This is a genomic window from Lysinibacillus composti (genome assembly GCF_016908465.1).
GTDB classification, from domain to species: Bacteria; Bacillota; Bacilli; order Bacillales_A; family Planococcaceae; genus Ureibacillus; species Ureibacillus composti_A.
Window position 1 is genome coordinate 20,459 of sequence record NZ_JAFBDY010000014.1, and the last position, 22,369, is coordinate 42,827.

Genomic DNA, 22,369 nt, shown 5'->3' on the forward strand with positions numbered 1-22,369 from the left:
AAGAGGAAATTTCCATGCTAGATAGTTTAAATAAAAGGCTGCAAAAATGGATGCCAATCTTAACACCAATTAGTTTAGTAATTGGTGTGCTGCTAGAGGATATGGGAGGGCACTTATTATTTTTAGTACCTTTACTTTTTGCATTTATGACGTTTGCTGGTAGTTTAAGTATGAACTTCGAAGGGCTAAAAAGTTTTACGAAATTTCCTATTGTTATTTTAGTTACTATTGCGTTTTTACATATCGTGATGCCTGTTTGGGCGTATTTTGTATCAACAATTTTATTTGATGATCACTTATTGACAATAGGTTTTGTTTTATCTGTAGCGGTACCAACAGGGGTAACAAGTTTTATATGGGTAAGTATTTGTCGAGGAAATCTTGCTCTTTGTTTATCCATCATTCTTATAGATACTTTGCTGTCTCCGATAATTTTGCCTGCTATTGTTTATATTACTGTAGGAAAGGCAATTGAAATTGATACCCTATCTATTATGGTCGATATGTTATGGATGATCGTCTTGCCTTTGATTGTTGGTCTAATTTTAAATGAATGGACAAAGGGGAAGATTGATGAAACCCTTGGGAAAAAACTCGCCCCTTTTCAGAAATTAAGTTTGTTCTTAATTGTAATGATCAATAGTAGCGTGATTGCTCCCTATATTAAAAACATTTCATGGGAGCTAGTTGGAATCATTTTCGTTGTGTTATTCATTTCAATAAGTGGCTATGCGTTTTGTTTAATCATTGGACAGTTTCTTTGGAAAGATGTCAGTATTATTACCTCCATTGTATTTACCGGTGGGATGCGGAATATTGCAACTGGAGTGGTTGTTGCGACGACGTATTTTCCTTCAAAGGTAGTAATGCCAGTAGTATTTTGCATGCTTTTCCAACAAGTATTGGCATCTCAATTTAGTAGAATAATAGAAAGATATCGGGGGAAACTTGAACGCGTTCCAACACATGAAAACCCGGATTAGTAAGTTGTCATTGATATGATTCTACTCTAACTCTCTCTTAAAAATAAGATATATAATAAAATAGATTACAATTTTCAACTTTGGAGGAATTTATGATATTAAAAATAATGCTTCCACTACTAGCCGTAGTAGCGGGAATGGTCATGGCAGTACAAGGACAAGTAAATGGTGGTTTAGGAAAGAAAGTTGGTGTGCTAGAAGGATCATTTATTAGTTTTAGCATCGGTACAATCGCATTGTTATTATGTTTAGTATTCTTCGGCAATGGCAATATTTCAGCGATTTCAAGTGTTCCGAAGTGGCAATTAACTGGTGGTTTACTAGGCGCATTCTATGTTCTAGTCATGGTGTTTGTAGTTCCTAAAATTGGAGTTTCCGCTGCTTTAATAGCCGTCATTGCAGGGCAAATTATTTTGGGTGCAGTTATTGATCACTTTGGCTTTTTTGGGGGCAACCGCTTTCCATTTGATAAACAAAAGGCAATCGCTATTGTATTATTGTTCGCCGCATTGTACTTATATAATAAAAAGTAATTTATATGTAAGTGTGCATTTCCATTACTACTGGTTCAAATAAAGACCTTAATAATGAAGGCCAGTCTCAATTTCAAAGAGACTGGCCAGTTTTGTTAGTTATTTAAATCTTTTAACCCTGGGCTATGTTCATTAGGCATTTCAGGTAAATCTGGAACAGGGTAAGGTGTTGGTGGATCAGTAACTCGTAATTCACCATTATTACGGCTTGGAGTTACTCCCTTAAATATTTCACCTGCTCGATGTTCATCTAAACGGAAGTTGAAGAATGCATTATGGAAGCCCATATCGATATACTTTTGACACTCAGGATATTTGTTAATATCATAATTCGGAATTGGGAGGATTTTACCCCAATCTACACCTAAAGTTTCTAATGCTTTTGCAAATGCATTTTGATGGGCATTATCTCGAACAATTAAGAAAGCAAGAGTTTCCCTAAATGTTTTATTAGAACTCATTTCGTATATACGTGTTTTTTGTAGTACTCCAGTTGATTCAAGAACAAGGTTATCAAGAAGATCAGCTACTAGATTCCCATGACTATAAACATAATTGCCCATCCAAGGATTCCCGGCTGCATCCACCGGTAACGAGGCTTGAGCCCCCATAATAAAGTGATGTGGATTAGCATGCTTTATTGCTTCGTCTAGTGGTGCATCATCTATTCCTGCACTTCCGACTCCCGGTTCTCCTGAGCCATTCAATAATTGGTTAATTGTTGTTTGTACAAGTTCAACGTGACTTATCTCTTCTAAAAAAATCCCACGTATTAAGTCTCTATATTGCTTTTCCTTTCCACGGAAATTAGCAGATTGGAAAGAAAACTGCATCATCGTACGCATTTCACCAAAACGACCGCCTAAAGCTTCTTGTAATACCTTCGCAGCTGCAGGGTCTGGTTTATCTGGGACAATAATATTTATTAAATCTTCTTTATAAAAATACATACGAGAACCACCTTTCAATTGTCTGTCCACAAAAGAAAGTATTTGATGATATGAGATTTTTATTCTATAGAAGTGAAAAATTATAATAAAAAACTTATTCATAAAAGTTAATTCTCAACTGAAGCGCTTAAAAAGTTTAAGATTTGATAAAACTTATAACTAAAAGCAATAGACTATATAAAAACCTCAGTGATATTGATTGTAAAAAAATGTTGTAATCGAGGGTTTGCCAATAATTCAAATAAATAAGCGGTATGTAGGAGTGAATAGTTATTCTTTTTTGATACGTTAGTTTTCAAATAGATTGTAGAGAGGTATAAAAATGATTAACTTTGTAGCAATTACGACTGAAAATCACCTCGAAAAAAATATTTCCATTACAAATGCAGATTTCACCGAATATAAATGGATTTGGGTTGACTTTAGTGAACCAACAGAGGAGGAAATCCAACGATTATCGGACATTTTCCATTTCCATCCGTTAGCAATTGAAGATTGTATTCAAGAAACCCAACGTCCTAAATTAGATTATTATAAAAATTACTCTTTTTTTGTAACCCACATCGTAGAAGAAAATGATGGGAAAATCATACGCGATCAATTAAACTTTTTTGTTGGTGAAAATTGTATTGTAACCTTTCATAAAATACCTTCTATGGAGGTCACAAAAGTTTGGAGTCAATTATTAGGGCAGGAAACGCTTGAAAAATGGGACCCATATTATGTGTTTTATGAAGTTTTAGACAAAATAGTTGATAACTATTTTCCATTGATTTATAAAATTGAGGATGAACTCCAAAAAATGATTGAAAATACAGACGATCAATCAATGAATCAGCTTATGAATGAGTTATTTGAGACGAGAAACCGTTTATTAAAGCTCTTACATACGGTTAATCCAATGAGAGACTTATTATATCGAATGTTAAATTCTCATCATTTAAATTTAAATGGAATTGAGAAGAGACGGGAATACTTTTCGGATATTTATGACCATTTATTAAAGCTGTCGGATATGGTTATGACTAATCGAGAAGTAACAGCAGATATAAGAGACAGTTATCTTTCCATGAATTCTCATCAGACAAATAACGTTATGAAACTTTTAACCATTACAACTTCTATTTTTGCTCCTTTAACATTTATAGCTGGTATTTATGGGATGAATTTTAAAAACATACCAGAGTTACAATGGGATCACGGCTACTTTATCTCTCTAGGGGCAATGTCACTAATCGCATTATTTATGTTGCTTTACTTTAAGCGGAAAGGTTGGTTTAAGTAACAGCCTAGCATATAAAGAGAGTGCTGTTTCAACTATAGATGCAAATATCACTATTACGGGAAAAGACAGTAAACAAAAAAGGTGAAACAAACTAAACTGTTTAGTTTGTTTCACCTTTTTAATTTTGAATTTATAATGTCTTATTTTTGAGTAAATCATTTAACAATTTTGCTTGTGTTAAGGCAATTTCATCACTTTGGATTTGCCCGGGCCTACTTGCTTTTCCGATAATATAATTAGTGAAAGGCATACCTAAAAAATCAAATGTGTAGCGGAACTGTTGCATGAGGGGCAAGCCTTTTATTCGTGGGTCATCGCCACCTACTGCAACAACAATCGTTTTTACTGTTTTGAGATGTTCTTTAAATAATGGATAGCGTTCATCACGGATTGCCTGGCTAAACCGATCAATCATGTTTTTCATTAAACCAGTCATACTATACCAGTAAATTGGAGTAGAAAATATAAGTACGTCACTTGCTAAAATTGCTTCAATAATTTGATCATAATCATCATCTACATATTGGAAACCATCTTCAGTGTGCCTTAAATCTTCTATTGGCTTTATGGAAAGATCCTTTAAGTAAATTTTTTGATGATCAACATCTTTAAGTAGTAAATCAGTAAGATATTCCGTATTACCATTTGGTCTTGAGCTACCGATAAAGGTAACGATGTTCATAGTCTAGACTCCCTTCCAAATTATTGAAAATTGAGATTCAATATAAATCATTATAATTGATAGGTTGATTCTAAGTGTAAAATTTATTTAGACAAAATGAATTATGTATGTCTTTTACTTCATTTTGAGGCTAATTAAAATTAGTACGATTCCGCCAAAGAGACAAATCATTTTTGCAAAGGAAATTTTTTCGCTTAGCCCCGATATTCCAATCCCTGTTGTTATAAGTAAAATACAAGGGCCGACTAAAGCTAATAAAGTATTAATATAAAAGGCCTTTTCTAAATCATTAAATTTGAGCATAAGAGTAGCAGCAGTAATTTCGATACTTCCCGATAAAAACCTCAATAAAATCATATAAATCAGCGCTGTTTCCAATCACACACCACCATGAAAAAAATTAAAGAACAATCAGCCCTCTTACAAATCTATGTTTGACCAATACGATTTATTTATCATCTAGCGATGAGAAAGGAAAATAAAAAAGATGCACAGTAGTTGTGCATCTTTTAAGAAACTTTTACTCTTTAAAGTAATTTAATGAGTTTGTAATATTACAGCTGATTAATAAGAGCGTGAATTGTTTCTTTTAGCTCATCATCGTTATCAGAAAGCTCAACTAGGTTTGCAAGGCGTTCTTTTAAAATTGGACGCTCAATAACTAACTTTTCATCAAGTACTTTAACTAATAATTCGATAATTAAACGGTCACGAACTTGAAGAGCTTCATCAACACGTTCAGGTGCAATTTTACCTGTTTTCAATGCTTTTGCCATTGGTCAGTTCCCCCTTAGATTATTTGACAATAATTTTATCATACTATTGATTTTTTAGAAATATATTGGCAGTTAAAGATTTAATGAATAGCGCTAAACTATTATATTAAAAAAATTTTAATTTTAGTAGGAAAAATAAAGATGTATTTAGAATATATATTTAGAGGAAGGGAGAGAGTAATATGAGAGGGACAATCCATAATAGAAAACGAGAAGTTACAGAAGAAGAAGCATATCACTTTTTAAAAATGGCTAAAGTAGCACATGTTGCGACTGTTGGCGAAGATGGGTATCCATATGTTATTCCACTAGTTTATGTGTATGAAGAAGGGAATAAATTATATTTACATATTGGAAATTTGAGAGAAAGTCATTTCTGGACAAATGTAAAGCAAAATCAAAAGGTAAGTATCGAAGTATGCGAGATGGGAGCGTTGGTTCCTGGCAAAAAACATGCCTGCCATTTAGCTTTAGGGTATACGAGTGTTGTTTTATTCGGAACAATTAAACACATTGAAGAAGTACCGAAAAAAGAATGGTTTTATGACCAATTGTGGAAAAAATATGGTGATCCAAATTGGGTATTTGAAAAAGAAGGATATCCAGCACTTCCAGCAACAGAGTTGTTTGAAGTGGAGATTGAAAAAATTACTGGGAAATATAGTGACGCAACTAGTCATTAAAACAAAAAGGATGGGGACCGTTTTAAAAATGGTCTCCACACTTTTTTATGACCTTATAAAACTATTGAACGGTGATACAAATACAAGTAGCGCTTGAAGAGGAAAATGGAATAAAGTTTTGACCATCTGGTATCAATGCATTAGTTGAAGGAAAGATTCACGTATATTTCCAAGTTCCAAAACTAGTATCTGAAACAGACAAACCACTTGTATTAACAGTAATGATTGGTGAGGAGCCATACGAAATAAAATTACGATAAATGTGGGGTTGTCCAATATGGGCAACCTTTTATTGTTTATCAAACATATAATATGTATAAGCCTGTAGAAGAACTAGATTCTTTTCGAACTTTTCTACAGGCAGCTTTCATAGAAGAAAATATCATCAAATCATTTTTAAAAGTGCTTCTTCACCAATCATACCTTTTGTTATCCCAATCTTTTCTGCTTCAAGAGTAACCGATTCTAATGGGGCATTAAGCAATTCATCGATTGTCTTGACTCCAACAGCTCGACCAGCAATAATTTTGCGATCGGCTAATCGAGTATTTAAAAGTTCAACGTCCAGTGCCCCACACATGATATACCCATTTTCATTAGAAATTGTTAACAAAGTAGTTTTTGGCAAACGAACAGTGACAGCAGTGAAACTATGTCCATTTAATTCCATTGGTTCTATCGAAACCATTTCAATCGCCCCTTTCCTATATATATAAATATGGAAAGACGCAAAAAATGTTCTAGTTTTTCCCCTGAATTGAATACCTTCTTAAAAAAATCTCTTTTTACACTTAACGTTAATCAGTGTATTCTTTTGTATAAAGAAGGTGATGTGTCATGTATAGTCTACTTGCTCAAATTAGTGGGTTGATTAGTGAGCCCATTACGACATTCTTGAATTCATATGAGCATTCCCACATAGTGGTCGCTTTTCTCCTTGGGATGGTGGGGGCCTTTGCACCGTGTCAATTAACAGGAAATATCAGTGCCATCACATTCTACGGGAACCGAAATATTCAAAAGGAAAACATTTGGATTGATATTGCTTATTTTATATTGGGGAAAATTGTAGTCTTTAGTTGTATTGGATTGTTAGCTTGGTTCTTTGGCCAATCTTTCGAGTCGGCGATGACAAAATACTTTCCAATCTTCAGAAAAGCAATTGGACCTCTGCTAATCATGACTGGTCTAATCCTATTGGGAATCATTAAGTTGGTATTTCTTCATAGAATGACATCAAAATTACCGTTGATTATGAAAGAAGGGAAATGGGGCGCATTCCTTTTAGGAGCTAGCTTTGCATTAGCCTTTTGTCCAACAATGTTTGTCCTATTTTTTGTTTGGCTAATGCCAACAGTTGTGACGTCCACTTACGGATTTATATTGCCAGCAGTATTTGGAATTGCCACTTCCATGCCACTTCTCATTATTTTTGGGTTAATTGAGGCTTTCGATACTAAACGTTATCTATTGAAGAGGAGCAAAAAGATTGGATCAATTTTTGAGAAAGTAACAGGTGTTATTCTAATTTTGATTGGAATACTTGATACAATTACGTATTGGGGTACGTAGAATAACATGGCATTTCCATAATACTGAAGAAGTATTTACGAATTACAAATTAATTGGATTAAGTTCCTTCATATTCTTATAGATGAATAAGCGTTAGGTTTTTGAAATTAACGTATAGTTTTACAGTATTGAATCATACTAAAATGGATTTCACTAAGATATCTCACATGATAATTAGGAGGGAAATCCGATGAGTAGACTGGAAAAGGTAGATCCAACAGCTCAGAAGTTTCGTCAAAATTGGACTAGAAATAAGCATACTGGTTCTCAAATAAATGGTAAAACGGAGATTAGTCTTCACAACCGAATATTGAGATCTAATGCAAAGGCCCATAAGTTCTAACCAAATCATGTAAGATTTTGTGAGATCATGCCCGGATTTATTCCGGGTTTTTTTATTTAGTAAATATTATTAACGTGTTTTTTAAACTGATACATTAGAATGTTACTCACACTTAAATGGTGGGAGTAAAACGAAAATTAGAATATGAAATGGAAATGTAAATAGAATGTATGAAACAAACATAGTGAGTGATACTATAAAAGATTTCACTTAACAATCCGACATGAAAGCAGGAGGGATTTGCGATGAAAAGGGACGGAAGCAGTTTTGATTCAGACAATCCACCAAAAAAGTGCTGTATAAGAAAGTAGTATTATTATGTCCTTTAATCGAATATTGGTTTGTCCAAGTCGAACAGAGGTGTAACCGATGCGAAATCTAAACAGTTTTGCGTACATGTAGGAATAGTGAAATTAATCCCGGAAATTAATTTTCCGGGTTTTTTTGTGATACAAGTGCTTAAAGCTAATCTGCTTTAAGCTTTTTATTTTGCCCTTGTATAGCTGTTAAAAAAAGTAATTAGCCAAGAGGCCGTATCTTACTTGTACAATAAAATGTAGCTCGAATTGCCCCAATTATTTTAGCTAATTTTTTTAACTCACATTGTTAAAAAGGCTAGTCCTTTTGGTTGTTTTTTCATTTATAAAAAATGCAGCATCGTATTGAATTTTGGTATGTTGAATAGTACAATACGTCTCTAGGCCTATATTCGAATATTTCTCCAGTCGGTTCCGTAAAGCTAAAAAAGTTTTTAAAATATAAGGGATTACGAATGAAGGAGAATATATGTAAATGGAAAAAGTGTATTTATTATTAACTGATACCGGAACAATGTTCACAAGGATGATCAAGTTATATACAAAAAAAACATATAATCATGCTTCTATTTCATTTGATAGGAACTTCTTGGAGGTATATAGTTTTGGGCGAAAAAAACCACAAAATCCTTTTATAGGGGGATTCGTGATTGAAGATGTAAGGAAAGGGTTATTTAAAAACGCAAGATGTGCCATTTATAGTTGTTCAATATCAACAGAGCAGAAGGAAAAAATGAGCCATTTTATAAAAGAAATTGAAAGTCAAAAGCATTTATACCGATATAACCTCATTGGGTTAATAAATTTTGTAATAAATAAACCAATCCGTAGAAAACGTGCTTATTTTTGCTCAGAGTTTGTTGCATGTGTGCTGTATGAAGGTGATTTATTACATTTTCAAAAACCCCTATCGCTAATTTCCCCATATGATCTACAAAGTTTACAAAATCTGAATTTAGAGTATGAAGGACATTTATCAGACTTGTTCATGAATGAGACAAAAAAGCATGTATATTCACTTGCAGTAAGGTAACTAATGTGAATTTTACGCGGTATTGTTAACAACTGTTTGCAATAGTCGGAATAAATAAGGCTAAATATGTTTAAAGAGTAAACGAATTCAACTGGAGGTAATGCATGGAAAGTTTACAACAGAGAAGTAATATATTTGGAAACAGAATTGTATCTGCCATTATGGCATCAAACTTTTTATTACAATTAGGTATTTGGATTAGAAACTTTGCAATTCTTTTATATGTAACAGATATTACGGACAATAATCCGATTTACATTTCATTGATTTCGGTAGCAGAATTTGCACCAATTTTTATTTTTTCATTTATTGGTGGAACTTTTGCTGACAGATGGAAACCAAAATTGACGATGGTCTGGTGTGATTTCTTATCGGCTATCTCCATTTTTGTTGTGCTAATAACACTAATTTATGGTTCGTGGTACAGTATCTTTTTTGCTACATTAGTGTCTGCCATACTATCACAATTTTCAATGCCTTCAGCAATGCGTTTATTTAAACAGCATGTTCCTGGTGACCAATTACAATCAGTAATGGCTATTTTCCAATCGTTAATGGCTATTTTCATGGTGGTCGGTCCACTAATTGGTACATTCATTTATCAAAAGTTCGGTATATACACTTCGATTGGCATAATGGGTGTCATGTTCTTATTATCGGCCTTTGTTTTGTTATTCTTACCTAGAGATGTTGAAAAAGATAAATCTGAAGAAGCATCAAACTTTAAAAAAGAGTTTGTGGATGGTTTCCGTTATGTATTATCAAACGATATCTTAAAATCAATGGGGGTCGTTTTTGCGGTATGTGGTTTAGCGGTTGGAATCGTTCAGCCACTTGCTATTTTTTTAGCAATCGAAAATTTGGGAATGACGAAGGAATTTCTTCAATGGTTATTAATGGCTAGTGGGGTAGGAATGTTAATCGGAGGTGGTGTAATCTTTGCTCTATCCCGTAAAGTATCACCACAAACGCTTTTAACCATCGGAGTCGTTGTCAGTATGATTGCTACAATTATTATAGGGTATTCTACAAATGTAACCTTAACGTTAACTTTACAGTTTATTAATGGTTTATTCTTACCTTGTATTCAAATAGGAATTAACACTTTAATATTAAAAAATACAGAAGAATCCTTTATAGGACGCGTAAATGGCGTGCTAACACCAATGTTTATGGGAATGATGGTAATAGGTATGTCTATTTCAGGAATTATTAAATCTTCATTAACTCTCCCAGGCGTTTATTTAACATCAGGGATTCTATTTCTGATTGCAGCTTTGTTTACGATCCCATTATTCAAACATAAAGAACAAAAGGATCATTTGCCTAAATTAAATTAGTGGATTTCAAAGCATCTCTGAAAAGAGGTGCTTTTTTAAATCTAAAAAATAAGCATAAATATGAAATGTTTAGAAAGAATAGTATCAGTAAGATTGAAGAGGTGACTAATTTGGATAATCAAATACCACGCGAAGAAGGTCTTGATCATAGCATAGCCCTGTTAAAAGAAGGATACAATTTTATTCTAAATAGAAGTCAAAGTATGCAATCAGATATTTTTGAAACAAGGATTTTAGGGAAAAAGGCCATTTGCATGATTGGAGAAGAAGCTGCAGCACTTTTTTATGACGAAAATAAATTCCAAAGAAATGGCGCGGCACCCAATCGAGTAGTCCAAACCTTGTTTGGTAAAAACAGTGTACAAACATTGGATGGGGAAGAACATAGACATCGTAAGGAGATGTTAATGTCTATGATGAATCCTGAGGAAATTGAAAAACTTGTAGAGATCGTGAAAATGGAATGGGAGCACTCAATCGATCAGTGGGCGCAAATGGAACAAATAGTTTTATATGAAGAGATGAAAAAGTTACTCTGTAAAGCAGCATTCAAATGGGTTGGGTATCCTCTCCATGAAGACGATGTAAAGGTAATAACGAAGGGGATAGCGGCGATGTTTGAAACCCCTGCAGTTCTTGGCCCGACTCACTGGATTGGAAGAAGTGCGCGGAATCAAATCGAAAAGAAAATTGAAGGACTTATTCAAGAGGCGCGAAATAAACAAATAATGTTCTCTGAAAACACAGTATTACACAAGTTTGCATTTTATAAAGACTCAAATGGAAACCTTATGGATGGAGAAACGGTAGCTGTTGAAGTACTAAACATGCTACGTCCGATTGTCGCAATAGCAATCTATATGAATTTCACCGTGTTAGCATTGCATAATTTTCCTCATGAGAAAGAGAAACTAAGAAATTATTCTGATTACTCTCAGTTGTTTGTGCAAGAAGTAAGGCGTTATTATCCGTTCTTTCCTTTTGTTGCAGCGAAAGTAAAAACGAACTTTACTTGGAACGGTTACAAATTTGAAAAGGGTACACTTACACTGTTAGATTTATATGGAACAAATCATGATCCAAATATATGGGGGCAACCTAACGAATTTAAGCCTGAACGTTTTGCGAGATGGAAAGGAAGCCCGTTTAGTTTTATTCCCCAAGGTGGCGGAGATTATAACAATGGGCATCGGTGTGCAGGAGAATGGATCACAATTGAAGTAATGAAGGGGAGTTTAGACTACCTAGTGAAGCGTTTAGAGTACGAAATCCCCGAACAAGATTTAAGTTTTAATATGGATGATATACCAAGCATTCCTCAAAGTAAAATTATATTGAAAAATGTAAGACGGTCGCTAGAAAGCTTACATTAAAGTAAAGAGGCTGGGACAAATCCAAAAAACTGCTGTTAATTCTAATAATGAATCCTTTAAGTATCCGGTGAGAGCGGACTAAGAGGCCAACACGACGTTGGTCATGGGAGCAAGACATGCGGACGTGGCGCTTTCGCTCCCCACACAAGCCGAAAAGCCACGTGGTACGTGTCTTTACGACTTGTCTTTGAGGCCGCGCGCGTGCTTGGTCATGGGGGCAAGACATGCGGACGTGGCGTTTTTGCCCCCGGCTTTGTGTTAGGTCCGCTCACATAAAATTTGTCCTTCTAAACTTTCCGGAAACTGGCGCGGCTTACAGTGGTAGGCCGCGTTTTTTCGGAGAAGGGCTACCACTTATTGCTCTCAAACTATAAAATATCAATATCTTACTAATAATAATAGTGGCCTTCCTTAAAAATTCTACTTATGTCCCGGCCTCTTTTTCCTATATATGGTGTTTGTTTATCGAATACATTTAATTAATCATTGGAGCCGTATTACTATCATATTGAGTCTATGAACAGCATTTCCCCATAAAATATTAAAAACGAAACATAATCACTTATTTAAACCATATATTTTTATAGTAATTAAATGGGGTGAATAAATGTTTTTTACTGCGCTAATTGGTATGTGTTTAACCACAATTGGATTTTGTTTTGGAGGCTGTATTGCAATTTTATTAAAGGGGTTTCAAACAAAAGTTTCAATTATATATGCAATCTGTACTGGAGTCATTTTGGGCATGATTGTTTTGGATATTGCACCAGAGAGTATTGAGATGGGGAACAACAAAATATTCTTCTGGGGATTGTTAATGGGAGGAATTCTATTCCTTCTTTTGCATGAAGCATCTCATCAACTAACTCGTTTTCAAGTTAATAAAAATACATACTTACGTACTGCTAAATTACTAGCATTAAGTATCTCGGTACATAACTTGCCGGTAGGAATTGCAATAGGATCAAGCCAAATGTTTGAGATGAACAGTTCAATGATTTATTTGCTCATTCTGCATAATATTCCTGAAGGAGTTGCCTTATTTACACCTCTATTATTGGGGAAGGTAAAAGTTCGCACTTGGTTTATGTTAATAGGAATCATCATCACTCCAGTCGGTATTGGAATTCTTTTAGGTAGTTCTTTAGGGTATTTTATTCCTGCATCTCTTTGTGCGTTGATTCTAAGTCTTGCGATAGGGATGATGTTAACAGTTACAATAAAAGAGATGTTTATCGTAGCGATTAAGAATTCATCAGCAAGTTTATGTATAACCTATACTATAATCGGATTTATATTAATATGGACCTACTTAATATTAATATAAATAATATAGTATTTGCCCATTTGCTTAAGTAGTAGGACATGAATTGATACTAAAGAAGGGTAAGAAACTTATATCTCGAACATACTAATATTAGGAAATTACATATGTCTGAAATTCTATTGAAGCTTATTGAATATTTAATAACTAAATAAGTGGGTTATCGACGTCGTAGATTAGAAATATCCATTTGATCAATTTTAAAGATCCAGCACGTTTATAATTAACCAAAATTTGTGTTATAATATACTTACTTATGAAAAGAAGGGAAGATGGGTGGCCGATGATTAACTAATCTTATTTTAACTTTGAAGTTACGCATTAAGTATTTCAAATTACAAAATAGGATTAGTCTGCCCATTTTTCAATATTATTTTTGTAAAGCTATTAAAAAGAGATAGCTTCTTTTCACATTGAAATTGCGACTAATCCTTCCAAGTGAAATTGGGAGGATTTTTTATTTGCTTTTTAAAGTGTGATTGGAGAAAATGTAATGCTTTTTTCTGTCACTCTTTTTAGAGCAAGTTACCTCCCTAAAGAAGGGATGGATTTTATGATAGAAATTTTAAAACTCAAAGATATAAGTTATGAAATTCTAGATTCTATACTATTAGAAAACATTCATGCATCTGTACAACGTGGGGATATTATTGGGATCATTGGTAAGAATGGCGCTGGAAAGTCTACATTACTCCATATGATAGCTGGAGAAATTCACCCGACGAAAGGTCAATGTATTTGGCTTCAACAAAATGTAGAGACTTCGATTGTAGAGCAGGAGACGCAAAACTTCTCAACACTTGACGTACCTGCACATGAGGCTACATTATTATCGAAATGGAAAGTACCCTCAAGCAACTTTTCAGTATTGAGCGGTGGAGAAAAGTTGAAAAGTCGACTAGCGAAGGGTTTTTCAAAAAACGCACAATTACTTCTATTAGATGAACCAACGAATCATTTAGATGAAGAAAGTACTAAGCTATTGATTGATCAAATTAAGCAATATAAAGGAACTGTCATTTTAATTTCCCATGACCGGTATTTCTTAGATCAAGTTACAACTAAAATTTGGTCAATTGAAAATAAGAAACTCTATGAACATAAAGGGAATTACACTAGTTACATGAAGGCTAGAGAACAAAGAAGACTAACTCAACAAAGAGAGTTTGAAAAACAGCAGAAAATGGTTGAACGAATTGAAACTCAAATAGCGGAGCTTTCTTCTTGGTCGCAAAAGGCACATTCACAGTCAACAAAACAAGAAGGTTTTAAAGAATATCATCGAGTGAAAGCGAAGCGTACGGATTCACAAGTAAAATCAAAGAAAAAAAGACTAGAAAAAGAGCTGAAAAGGGCAAATGTAAACCAGGTTGAACCGGATTATGAAGTGAAATTTACATTACAGGCAAATGAAAAACGAGGTAGACGTTTTTTAGAAGTAAAGAACTTAAATAAGAAGTATCACGAAAGGACCTTATTTAATAATGTAAACTTTACCATCCAACATGGTGAAAAAGTAGCCTTAATGGGAGTAAATGGCTCTGGAAAAACGACATTGCTTAAAATTATTATGGGATTAGAAGCAGCAGTGGATGGTGATGTATGGATTTCACCAACTGCAAAGATTGGCTATTTAACGCAAGATGTATTTGACTTGCCCCTTACTAAAACTCCTGAAGAGCTTTTTCATAAAGAAACGTTTAAGGAAAGAGGTAAAATTCAAAATTTAATGAAGCATTTAGGCTTCTCAGAGTCAGCATGGAAAGAACCAATACAGAATATGAGTATGGGTGAACGCGTTAAATGCAAATTGATGGTTTATATAATGGAAGAAAAAGATGTGCTTATTTTGGATGAACCGACGAATCATCTTGACTTACCATCTCGTGAGCAGTTGGAACAAACATTGTCAAACTATAATGGTACATTACTTGTTGTTTCCCATGACTACTACTTTTTAGAAAAAATAACAGATATAAAACTTGTCATAAAAGACCAGGGGATTAGCAGGCAGCTTAAGAATAAAAGACCTAAAGAAAAAGAGGAACAAGAGGAATTACTTTTAAGACTTGAAACTGAGAGACAAGAAATATTGGGGAAAATAAGCTTTATGACACCAAAAGATCCACAGTACATTGAACTTGATTTGAGATTTAATGAGGTAACGAAGCAGATATTAGGCTTGAAGGAGAAATAATAGAAAGAATGAGGTCTTTAAAAGAGGGGATATATTCAATTTCGTGTGGTATATAAGAAAGGAATACGAAAGGATAGCAACTTATTATAGGATTTGACTAATGACCTCAATGAATGGGGTCATTTTTTTAAACTGTTTAAAGGTATTAATGGAATTACTTTACAATCATTAATAAAACATTAATACTACATTAATATCCTCAGAATAAAATAGGAAATAATCCCCTTACGGAAAAGGAGTAATTATGAATTCAGTCTTACATAATAGAGGAAATTATATTAGCCTTTTTTCCTATCTAAAATACATTAAGCACCGTAGACAGCAAGATAGATTATATTTGAAACGCTTTGCAGAATTGAAAAGGATTATGAAAAACCATGCCTTAGATACTTATTTTCAGCCCATAGTAGATTTACAATCAGGGGAAACATTCGGATTTGAAGCCTTAAACCGTCCCGATTACTCAAATCTTTTTCCAAATACAGATCAGTTTTATGAATTTGTAGGGCAAACAAACATGGTATTTCAATTTGAAATCTTTTGTCGAAATCTTTCTTTAAAGCGTTATATTGAAAGCTTAACGGAAGACAGAAGAGATCTAAAGTTTGTACTATTTTTAAATATTCACCCTCATGTACTTCTTGATAAAAAATATCATAGTGGTGAGACATTACAATTATTAAAAGAACTTGGGATTTCGCCACAGCAAGTGGTTTTTGAACTTACGGAAAGAAGTGCAGTTACAGATTTCCAAGAATTTGAACGGGTACTTTCACATTATCGTTCTCAAGGTTATCGGATTGCTATCGACGATGTAGGGTCAGGTTACAACAGTTTGAAAACAATCATATTTCTTCAGCCAGAATTTATTAAACTTGATCGCTCACTTATTCAAAACATCGATCAGAGCAACACAAGCCAACAGCTCGTTTCATTAATATTTGAGTATGTGAAACTATCAGGAACAAAAGTAGTAGCGGAGGGAATTGAACGTATTGAAGAAATGCAGTACCTTCAACAATTAGGAATCAATTATGCACAAGGATATGCATTAGGTAGACCAGATAAAGAAATCAAGCTAGGAATATATCCTTTAAAATAAAAATTTCCGCATGATGATCGTGCAAATAAGGTGAGAAAATGGTGGCAAATTTAGGTGAAATGGTAACGAATATAGGCGAAATTGCAAAGAAAGTACCCACTATCAGCCCAAATATGAAAAATAAACAGGTGGATGAAATCTTTACCAAAAACCCTAACATGCGAGGAATTGTTGTCGTTCATAATAATAAGCCAATTGCACATATAACACGAACACATTTTTATCAAAAAATTGGTACCATGTACGGCTATAATCTTTATATGGGTAGAGAGAGTAAATTATTAGCAAAAATAGATCCGCTGATTGTCGATTACTTACAACCAATCACTGAAGTTAGTAAGTTAGCGATGCAACGAACAGAAGAAGATTTGTACGATGACGTCATTGTAATACAAAATGATGAATTCTTTGGTGTGGTCAGTATCCGTGCATTATTAATGAAATTCGTAGAAATTCAAGTGGAATTTGCTAGTTTTTTAAATCCGTTAAGCAATTTGCCTGGGAATCATTTAATCGAACAAAAATTAAAAGAATCATTAGAACTACCTCAGTTTAGTATATTATATTTCGATCTTGACTTTTTCAAAACATACAATGATTTATATGGTTTTAATAAAGGTGACAAGGTATTGCTCCACCTAACAGAAATATTAAAAAGAAACATCCAACAGCTTGGGTATTTCCTAGGGCATATTGGTGGTGATGATTTTATGGCGGTAATTCCTCAATACGATATTAAAGAAATTTGTGAGAATATTATTCATGAGTTCGATGAGACAATCCCTTATTTTTATGATCAAGCTCATTTATCAGAACCTCATTTTAAAGTGAAAGGTCGCGCAGGGCAATTGGAATTGTTTTCGATTATGTCATTATCAATTGCCGTATTAACAAATAAGGAAATTAAGTTTGAGAAGGTAGAAGAACTTTCAAATTGTGTTGCAGCCGTAAAAAGAAAGTGTAAAAAAGTAAAGGGTAGCTGTTATCTGATCAATGAATATGAATTAGCAACGTAAGTCCAAACGGAGGGGTTAATTTCCCTTCTTTTTTATTTACATTTTCTTGTAGTTCCTATACTTTTTTTGTAATCTACAACAAAAGAGGTGATTGAAATGAACTTTTTGACGGTTGAACAATATCAATTTGTTAAAAAGCAGGCTAAGAAGATTCTTAATACCTGTGTAACATCAAGGGATAGTAAAGTCGTTCAAGCAGTACAGATGCTTGTCTCACAAGAAATTGCTGAAAAACTAAATCATATTTCAGAGGAGAAACAAAAAATCCTGCAGCCAATTTTAACTTTGCAAACAAAAGAACAATTAGAATCATTTATTAATGAATTAAAACAATATGTTATCCCGTTTGATATGCCAACTGAAAGTGAAATAAAGAAACTATTCTTAAAGGATAAAAAGCTAAAACTCCCAAAACTCGATCAATTCAATCCAATAGAAGTATCCTATTTAAGTTGGTTTGACTCGGGGACGAATCGTAAGTATTTGGTTTATAGAGAAGCAGGAGTATTAAAGGGTGTTCGAGGTGTCTTTAGTCCGTCTAACAACAAAGGGATTTGTACAATTTGTAATCAACATTCAAAAGTTGGGATGATTATGGTTTCTAAAAAAGGTACGGCACTTGGTACTTATAAGAAAAGAGGAAATTATATTTGTGAGGATAGTGCGATTTGTAATGAGGCATTAACAGATATGAATCGATTTATTAACTTTATTGATGTTATACAACAAAAGTACTAATGGAGTGTAGAAGGTCATGTAAAGCAGACCTTCTCTTTTTTATTTATAAATATTAATAATTAAGTTATTCTAAAAGGATATTTTGATGGAAAGTTCTGAAAAATGATAAATTATACGTTTTTTTATTACAGAATTTCTGTTTTAATGATGGGGTGGATGACTTTGTTAATATAATATATCGTTTGTAAAATGTTAGCGAAAATGGAGGGCGAAACAGCTAATTTTGTAAAATAAGCAAATTGTTTAATAGTATAAATTTCTAACAGTTTTGCTAGAAAAATAAAATAATAGTTTATTTATCAAATAATTTTTGCTATTATGTAAATTGCTAACATCTATTTTCAGAAAATATAGAATAGATGGAAAAGTGGAATAGCAAAAAGGGGGATTTCTATGAAAAGACATAATATTCTTTTGTTATTACTGTTGCTAGCGTTATCTCTAGTATTAGCGGCATGTAACTTCGGAGGAGAAACAAGCACTGAAGAAACAGATGGTACAGAGACAGAGGGGACTGCTGAAGAAGGACCAAAGGAAATTAGTTTAGTTGTTGCTTCAGAACCACCATCATTACACCCACAATTGGCAACAGATAGCACATCTAGTGCAATATTAAAAAATATATTTGAAGGTTTGACTAGTATTAAAGACGGCGAAGTAATTAATGCTGCCGCTCAAAATATAGAAATTAGTGAGGATAAATTAACTTATACATTTACTTTACGTGATGCAACGTGGTCAAATGGTGACCCTGTTACTGCAGAAGATTTTGCATATGCATGGCAATTTGCATTAAACCCGGAAAATGCTTCTGAGTATGCATCAATTCTTTATCCTATTAAAGGGGCTCAAGCTTATAACCTTGGAGAAGGTACAGCTGAAGAATTAGGTATTAAAGTAGTCGATGAAAAAACTTTAGAAGTAACATTGGATAATCCAACTCCATACTTTTTGGAATTAACTGCATTTAAAACTTACTTCCCGATACACAAAGCAACAGCTGAAGCAAATGAAAAATGGTATACAAACGCTGGCGACAGCTATATAACAAATGGACCATTCAAATTAACTGATTGGCAACATAGTGGCTCTCTAACTTTAGAAAAGAATGAAAGTTACTGGGATGCTGCAAACGTTGATTTAGATAAAGTAAATATCGCAATGGTTGAATCTGAAACAACTGCTGCTACAATGTTTGATGCTGGGGAAATTGATTTCTTAGGTGCACCATTCCAAAACGTAGCTTTAGATGTCATTGACCGTTACAAACAAGAAGGCAAATTAACTATTAAAGATTATGCAGCTGTTTATATGTATAAATTTAATACAACAGGTGAATTCACATCGAATGCTAATATTCGTAAAGCATTGACACTAGCGATTGATCGTCAAGCATTAATTGATAATATTACTAAAGGGGAACAAACACCTGCTTTAGGTATGGTTCCTAATGCAGTTACAGGGTTTGAAGAAGATCGTGGTTATTTCAAAGATAACGATATTGAAGAAGCAAAAAAGGCGCTTGAACAAGGTATGAAAGAACTTGGAATTACTGATCCTAGTCAAATTAAATTGGGCTTATCTTATAACACAAGTGAAGCACACGCAGCGATCGCGCAATTTATACAAGAAGGTTGGCGCACAAACTTAGGGATTGAAGTGACTCTTGATAACTCAGAATGGCAAGTATTCCTTGATAAACTAACGAATTTAGACTATGATATTGGCCGCTTGGGTTGGATTGCCGACTATAATGATGCATACACATTCCTGGAAATGTATAACTCTGCTGATAATGGTAACAACGATACAGGTTGGGAAAATGCAGAATTTACTAAGTTACTAGACCAATCGAACGCTGAAACAGATCCAGCCAAACGTCTAGAATTATTAAAACAGGCGGAAGCAATTTTAATGACAGAGTTCCCTGTGGCACCAATTTACTACTATACAAATCTATCAATTAAAAAAGATGGTTTAGAGAATATTGAGCCAGATAATTTAGGAAACGTTAACCTGAAATATGTTAAATATAATAATTAACTTCATAAAATGATTAGGTTTTTAAAGTCAACAGTTCATCCTAAAGAGGGTGGGCTGTTTTTTTTATTAAGTGATAAAAAATTGTTAAAAGTGTCTTATGGTTTATAAGTGTGTATTTCATAAATCGGAATGTTCAGATTTATTAATTAAGCAATAATTCCTTATATTCAGATAATTTTATTGTTATATTTTAATTGGTTTCGGAAAACGCTTACATAAAATGGTATAATTGTTATACTTGAAAAATGGCTTATAATTTATGGGTAATGAATTTATTAGAAAAATTAAATTTTAGTTTATTTACTGAAAACTTTTTGGTAATATAATAATTACACTAAACACCGTTTTCTGAAAAATGGAAAATATATAAGATAAGTTTTCTGAAAAATGGCGAACAACTTAGTAAGAGGAGGATTCTAAACTATGAAAAAAAGTAATTTTCTATTATTAGTAATGTTACTAGCATTATCCTTAGTATTGGCTGCTTGTAACTTTGGAGGAGAAGAAGCTACTACAACAGAAGATGGTAAAAGTGCAAAGGAACTTAATTTAGTTATTCCATCTGAACCACCATCATTACACCCTGCATTAGCAACAGATACTACTTCAGGTGTGATTTTACAAAATGTATTTGAGGGATTAACAACTTTAAAAGATGGTGAAGTTGTTGAGGCAGCTGCTGAAGACATTAAAATCAGTGATGATCAATTAACATATACGTTCACATTACGTGATGCGAAATGGTCTAATGGGGATTTAGTTACAGCTGAAGACTTTGCATATGCTTGGAAATGGGCTTTAAATCCTGCTAATGCTTCTGAATATGCATCAATTCTATATCCAATCAAAGGTGCTGAAAGCTACAACGTTGGAGAAGGTACTGAAGAAGGATTAGGTATTAAAGTGATAGACGAAAAAACTTTAGAAGTAACTTTAGAAAACCCAACACCTTACTTCTTAGAGTTAACAGCATTTAAAACATATTATCCGGTTCACAAAGCAACGGCTGAAGGAAATGATAAATGGTATACAGATGCTGGTGAAACTTATGTAACAAACGGGCCATTCACATTAGCTGATTGGCAACATGCAGGTTCAATCACTTTAGAGAAAAGTGAAAACTACTGGGATAAAGAAAATGTCGCCCTAGACAAAGTTAACATTGCAATGGTTGAAAATGAAACAACAGCTGGAACAATGTTTGATGCTGGTGAAATTGATTTCTTAGGAGCGCCATTCCAAAACGTCTCTTTAGATGCAATTGACCGTTATAAAAAAGATGGCACTTTAAACGTAGAAGACCTTGCATCAATTTATACGTATAAGCTGAATACAACTGGTGAATTTACTTCTAATGCAAACATTCGTAAAGCTTTAACATTAGCGATCGACCGTCAAGGATTAATTGATAACGTTGCTAAAGGTGAACAAACACCGGCATTAGGTATGGTTCCAAAAGCTGTAAAAGGCTTTGAAGAACAAGCTGGTTACTTTAAAGATAATGATATCGAAGAAGCGAAAAAAGCACTTGAACAAGGTATGAAAGAACTTGGAATTTCTGATCCAAGTCAAATCTCAATCGGCTTATCAATTAACACAAGTGAAGCACATGCCGCAATTGCACAATATGTACAAGAAAGCTGGCATAAAAACTTAGGTATCGAAGTAACAATTGATAACTCAGAATGGCAAGTGTATTTAGAAAAATTAAATATGTTGGATTATGATGCGGCTCGTATGGGTTGGGGAGCAGACTATAACGATGCATACACATTCTTAGAACAATACGATTCAGCTAAAAATGGTAACAATGATACTGGTTGGGAAAATGCAGAATTCACTAAGCTATTAAAACAATCCCAAGTTGAAACAGATCCAGAAAAACGTATTGATATATTAAAACAAGCTGAAGCAATTATCATGTCTGAATATCCGGTAATTCCTGTTTATTACTATACAAATTTATATGTAAGTAAAGATTATGTTGAAAATATTGCCCCAGATAAGCTTGGAAACATTTATTTAAAATATGTGAACGTTAACAAGTAATAAATAATGCATTAAAGTACTTTTTACTTA

At 33.6% G+C, this 22,369-nt stretch carries 21 protein-coding genes; 16 read left to right on the top strand and 5 right to left on the bottom strand.

Annotation, left to right across the window (positions count from 1 at the left end; all coding sequences use genetic code 11):
- Window positions 1-14 precede the first annotated feature (14 nt).
- Together JOD29_RS13860 and JOD29_RS13865 are read left to right on the top strand one after the other, a co-directional pair.
- Window positions 15-983 carry a bile acid:sodium symporter family protein gene (locus tag JOD29_RS13860; RefSeq protein ID WP_124765803.1) on the top strand — a complete coding sequence of 323 codons (969 nt, stop codon included), beginning with the start codon at window positions 15-17 and terminating at the stop codon, window positions 981-983.
- A 92-nt stretch (window positions 984-1,075) separates the two neighbouring features.
- The gene (locus tag JOD29_RS13865; RefSeq protein WP_124765805.1) at window positions 1,076-1,516 is read left to right on the top strand and encodes a DMT family transporter; all 441 of its coding nucleotides are present in this window, start codon (window positions 1,076-1,078) and stop codon (window positions 1,514-1,516) included.
- A gap of 95 nt (window positions 1,517-1,611) precedes the next feature.
- On the opposite strand, the gene JOD29_RS13870 is transcribed toward JOD29_RS13865, so the two are convergent.
- The gene (locus tag JOD29_RS13870) at window positions 1,612-2,466 is read right to left on the bottom strand and encodes a manganese catalase family protein (RefSeq protein WP_124765807.1); all 855 of its coding nucleotides are present in this window, start codon (window positions 2,464-2,466) and stop codon (window positions 1,612-1,614) included.
- Window positions 2,467-2,788: 322 nt separating this feature from the next.
- On the opposite strand from JOD29_RS13870, the gene corA reads away from it, so the two are divergent.
- A complete protein-coding gene (gene corA, locus JOD29_RS13875) occupies window positions 2,789-3,751 on the top strand; it encodes a magnesium/cobalt transporter CorA (RefSeq protein ID WP_124765809.1) in 963 nt (320 codons plus the stop codon).
- Window positions 3,752-3,881: 130 nt separating this feature from the next.
- Here corA and JOD29_RS13880 read toward each other — a convergent pair whose 3' ends face one another.
- The 3 genes from JOD29_RS13880 to JOD29_RS13890 all read right to left on the bottom strand — a co-directional run bounded on the left by JOD29_RS13880 (window position 3,882) and on the right by JOD29_RS13890 (window position 5,209).
- Window positions 3,882-4,433 (bottom strand): flavodoxin family protein, encoded by a 552-nt coding sequence (locus JOD29_RS13880; protein ID WP_124765811.1) that lies wholly within the window; start codon window positions 4,431-4,433, stop codon window positions 3,882-3,884.
- Between the two features lie 114 nt (window positions 4,434-4,547).
- Complete coding sequence (locus tag JOD29_RS13885) at window positions 4,548-4,811, bottom strand: YqhV family protein (RefSeq protein ID WP_420844558.1); 264 nt, start codon at window positions 4,809-4,811, stop codon at window positions 4,548-4,550.
- A gap of 176 nt (window positions 4,812-4,987) precedes the next feature.
- A complete protein-coding gene (locus tag JOD29_RS13890; protein ID WP_124765813.1) occupies window positions 4,988-5,209 on the bottom strand; it encodes a phosphate-starvation-inducible protein PsiE in 222 nt (73 codons plus the stop codon).
- A gap of 182 nt (window positions 5,210-5,391) precedes the next feature.
- Here JOD29_RS13890 and JOD29_RS13895 point away from each other — a divergent pair, with 182 nt between their 5' ends.
- On the top strand, window positions 5,392-5,892 hold the full coding sequence (locus JOD29_RS13895; RefSeq protein ID WP_124765815.1) for a pyridoxamine 5'-phosphate oxidase family protein: 501 nt from the start codon (window positions 5,392-5,394) through the stop codon (window positions 5,890-5,892).
- Window positions 5,893-6,277: 385 nt separating this feature from the next.
- Here JOD29_RS13895 and JOD29_RS13900 read toward each other — a convergent pair whose 3' ends face one another.
- Window positions 6,278-6,580, bottom strand: coding sequence for a YunC family protein (locus JOD29_RS13900; RefSeq protein ID WP_124765817.1), 303 nt, complete (start codon window positions 6,578-6,580; stop codon window positions 6,278-6,280).
- Window positions 6,581-6,729: 149 nt separating this feature from the next.
- On the opposite strand from JOD29_RS13900, the gene JOD29_RS13905 reads away from it, so the two are divergent.
- The 12 genes from JOD29_RS13905 to JOD29_RS13960 all read left to right on the top strand — a co-directional run bounded on the left by JOD29_RS13905 (window position 6,730) and on the right by JOD29_RS13960 (window position 22,339).
- Entirely contained in the window at window positions 6,730-7,464 is a 735-nt protein-coding gene (locus tag JOD29_RS13905; RefSeq protein WP_124765819.1) for an urease accessory protein UreH domain-containing protein, read from the top strand.
- A gap of 190 nt (window positions 7,465-7,654) precedes the next feature.
- A complete protein-coding gene (locus tag JOD29_RS13910) occupies window positions 7,655-7,807 on the top strand; it encodes a YpzG family protein (protein WP_124765821.1) in 153 nt (50 codons plus the stop codon).
- Between the two features lie 792 nt (window positions 7,808-8,599).
- A complete protein-coding gene (locus JOD29_RS13915; RefSeq protein ID WP_124765823.1) occupies window positions 8,600-9,157 on the top strand; it encodes a hypothetical protein in 558 nt (185 codons plus the stop codon).
- Between the two features lie 104 nt (window positions 9,158-9,261).
- On the top strand, window positions 9,262-10,497 hold the full coding sequence (locus tag JOD29_RS13920; RefSeq protein WP_124765825.1) for an MFS transporter: 1,236 nt from the start codon (window positions 9,262-9,264) through the stop codon (window positions 10,495-10,497).
- Window positions 10,498-10,607: 110 nt separating this feature from the next.
- Complete coding sequence (locus JOD29_RS13925) at window positions 10,608-11,870, top strand: CYP152 family fatty-acid peroxygenase CypC (RefSeq protein ID WP_124765827.1); 1,263 nt, start codon at window positions 10,608-10,610, stop codon at window positions 11,868-11,870.
- A gap of 607 nt (window positions 11,871-12,477) precedes the next feature.
- On the top strand, window positions 12,478-13,197 hold the full coding sequence (locus JOD29_RS13930; protein ID WP_124765829.1) for a ZIP family metal transporter: 720 nt from the start codon (window positions 12,478-12,480) through the stop codon (window positions 13,195-13,197).
- Between the two features lie 550 nt (window positions 13,198-13,747).
- Window positions 13,748-15,391 carry a ribosomal protection-like ABC-F family protein gene (gene abc-f, locus JOD29_RS13935; RefSeq protein ID WP_124765831.1) on the top strand — a complete coding sequence of 548 codons (1,644 nt, stop codon included), beginning with the start codon at window positions 13,748-13,750 and terminating at the stop codon, window positions 15,389-15,391.
- 367 nt (window positions 15,392-15,758) lie between these two features.
- Window positions 15,759-16,493: an EAL domain-containing protein gene (locus tag JOD29_RS13940; protein ID WP_239585724.1), complete on the top strand. Its 735-nt coding sequence runs from the start codon at window positions 15,759-15,761 to the stop codon at window positions 16,491-16,493.
- Between the two features lie 41 nt (window positions 16,494-16,534).
- Complete coding sequence (locus JOD29_RS13945; RefSeq protein ID WP_240033618.1) at window positions 16,535-17,509, top strand: GGDEF domain-containing protein; 975 nt, start codon at window positions 16,535-16,537, stop codon at window positions 17,507-17,509.
- Window positions 17,510-17,605: 96 nt separating this feature from the next.
- Complete coding sequence (locus JOD29_RS13950; protein WP_124765835.1) at window positions 17,606-18,247, top strand: FusB/FusC family EF-G-binding protein; 642 nt, start codon at window positions 17,606-17,608, stop codon at window positions 18,245-18,247.
- 393 nt (window positions 18,248-18,640) lie between these two features.
- The gene (locus JOD29_RS13955; protein ID WP_124765837.1) at window positions 18,641-20,290 is read left to right on the top strand and encodes a peptide ABC transporter substrate-binding protein; all 1,650 of its coding nucleotides are present in this window, start codon (window positions 18,641-18,643) and stop codon (window positions 20,288-20,290) included.
- Between the two features lie 423 nt (window positions 20,291-20,713).
- Entirely contained in the window at window positions 20,714-22,339 is a 1,626-nt protein-coding gene (locus JOD29_RS13960) for a peptide ABC transporter substrate-binding protein (RefSeq protein ID WP_124765838.1), read from the top strand.
- Window positions 22,340-22,369: the final 30 nt, after the last annotated feature.

What these genes read in the sequence shown, in the direction of transcription:
- JOD29_RS13860 (WP_124765803.1), top strand. Translation starts at nt 15, where the DNA reads ATGCTAGATAGTTTAAATAAAAGGCTGCAAAAATGGATGCCAATCTTA.
- JOD29_RS13865 (WP_124765805.1), top strand. Translation starts at nt 1,076, where the DNA reads ATGATATTAAAAATAATGCTTCCACTACTAGCCGTAGTAGCGGGAATG.
- JOD29_RS13870 (WP_124765807.1), bottom strand. Translation starts at nt 2,466, where the DNA reads ATGTATTTTTATAAAGAAGATTTAATAAATATTATTGTCCCAGATAAA.
- corA (WP_124765809.1), top strand. Translation starts at nt 2,789, where the DNA reads ATGATTAACTTTGTAGCAATTACGACTGAAAATCACCTCGAAAAAAAT.
- JOD29_RS13880 (WP_124765811.1), bottom strand. Translation starts at nt 4,433, where the DNA reads ATGAACATCGTTACCTTTATCGGTAGCTCAAGACCAAATGGTAATACG.
- JOD29_RS13890 (WP_124765813.1), bottom strand. Translation starts at nt 5,209, where the DNA reads ATGGCAAAAGCATTGAAAACAGGTAAAATTGCACCTGAACGTGTTGAT.
- JOD29_RS13895 (WP_124765815.1), top strand. Translation starts at nt 5,392, where the DNA reads ATGAGAGGGACAATCCATAATAGAAAACGAGAAGTTACAGAAGAAGAA.
- JOD29_RS13900 (WP_124765817.1), bottom strand. Translation starts at nt 6,580, where the DNA reads ATGGTTTCGATAGAACCAATGGAATTAAATGGACATAGTTTCACTGCT.
- JOD29_RS13905 (WP_124765819.1), top strand. Translation starts at nt 6,730, where the DNA reads ATGTATAGTCTACTTGCTCAAATTAGTGGGTTGATTAGTGAGCCCATT.
- JOD29_RS13910 (WP_124765821.1), top strand. Translation starts at nt 7,655, where the DNA reads ATGAGTAGACTGGAAAAGGTAGATCCAACAGCTCAGAAGTTTCGTCAA.
- JOD29_RS13915 (WP_124765823.1), top strand. Translation starts at nt 8,600, where the DNA reads ATGGAAAAAGTGTATTTATTATTAACTGATACCGGAACAATGTTCACA.
- JOD29_RS13920 (WP_124765825.1), top strand. Translation starts at nt 9,262, where the DNA reads ATGGAAAGTTTACAACAGAGAAGTAATATATTTGGAAACAGAATTGTA.
- JOD29_RS13930 (WP_124765829.1), top strand. Translation starts at nt 12,478, where the DNA reads ATGTTTTTTACTGCGCTAATTGGTATGTGTTTAACCACAATTGGATTT.
- abc-f (WP_124765831.1), top strand. Translation starts at nt 13,748, where the DNA reads ATGATAGAAATTTTAAAACTCAAAGATATAAGTTATGAAATTCTAGAT.
- JOD29_RS13940 (WP_239585724.1), top strand. Translation starts at nt 15,759, where the DNA reads ATGAAAAACCATGCCTTAGATACTTATTTTCAGCCCATAGTAGATTTA.
- JOD29_RS13950 (WP_124765835.1), top strand. Translation starts at nt 17,606, where the DNA reads ATGAACTTTTTGACGGTTGAACAATATCAATTTGTTAAAAAGCAGGCT.
- JOD29_RS13955 (WP_124765837.1), top strand. Translation starts at nt 18,641, where the DNA reads ATGAAAAGACATAATATTCTTTTGTTATTACTGTTGCTAGCGTTATCT.
- JOD29_RS13960 (WP_124765838.1), top strand. Translation starts at nt 20,714, where the DNA reads ATGAAAAAAAGTAATTTTCTATTATTAGTAATGTTACTAGCATTATCC.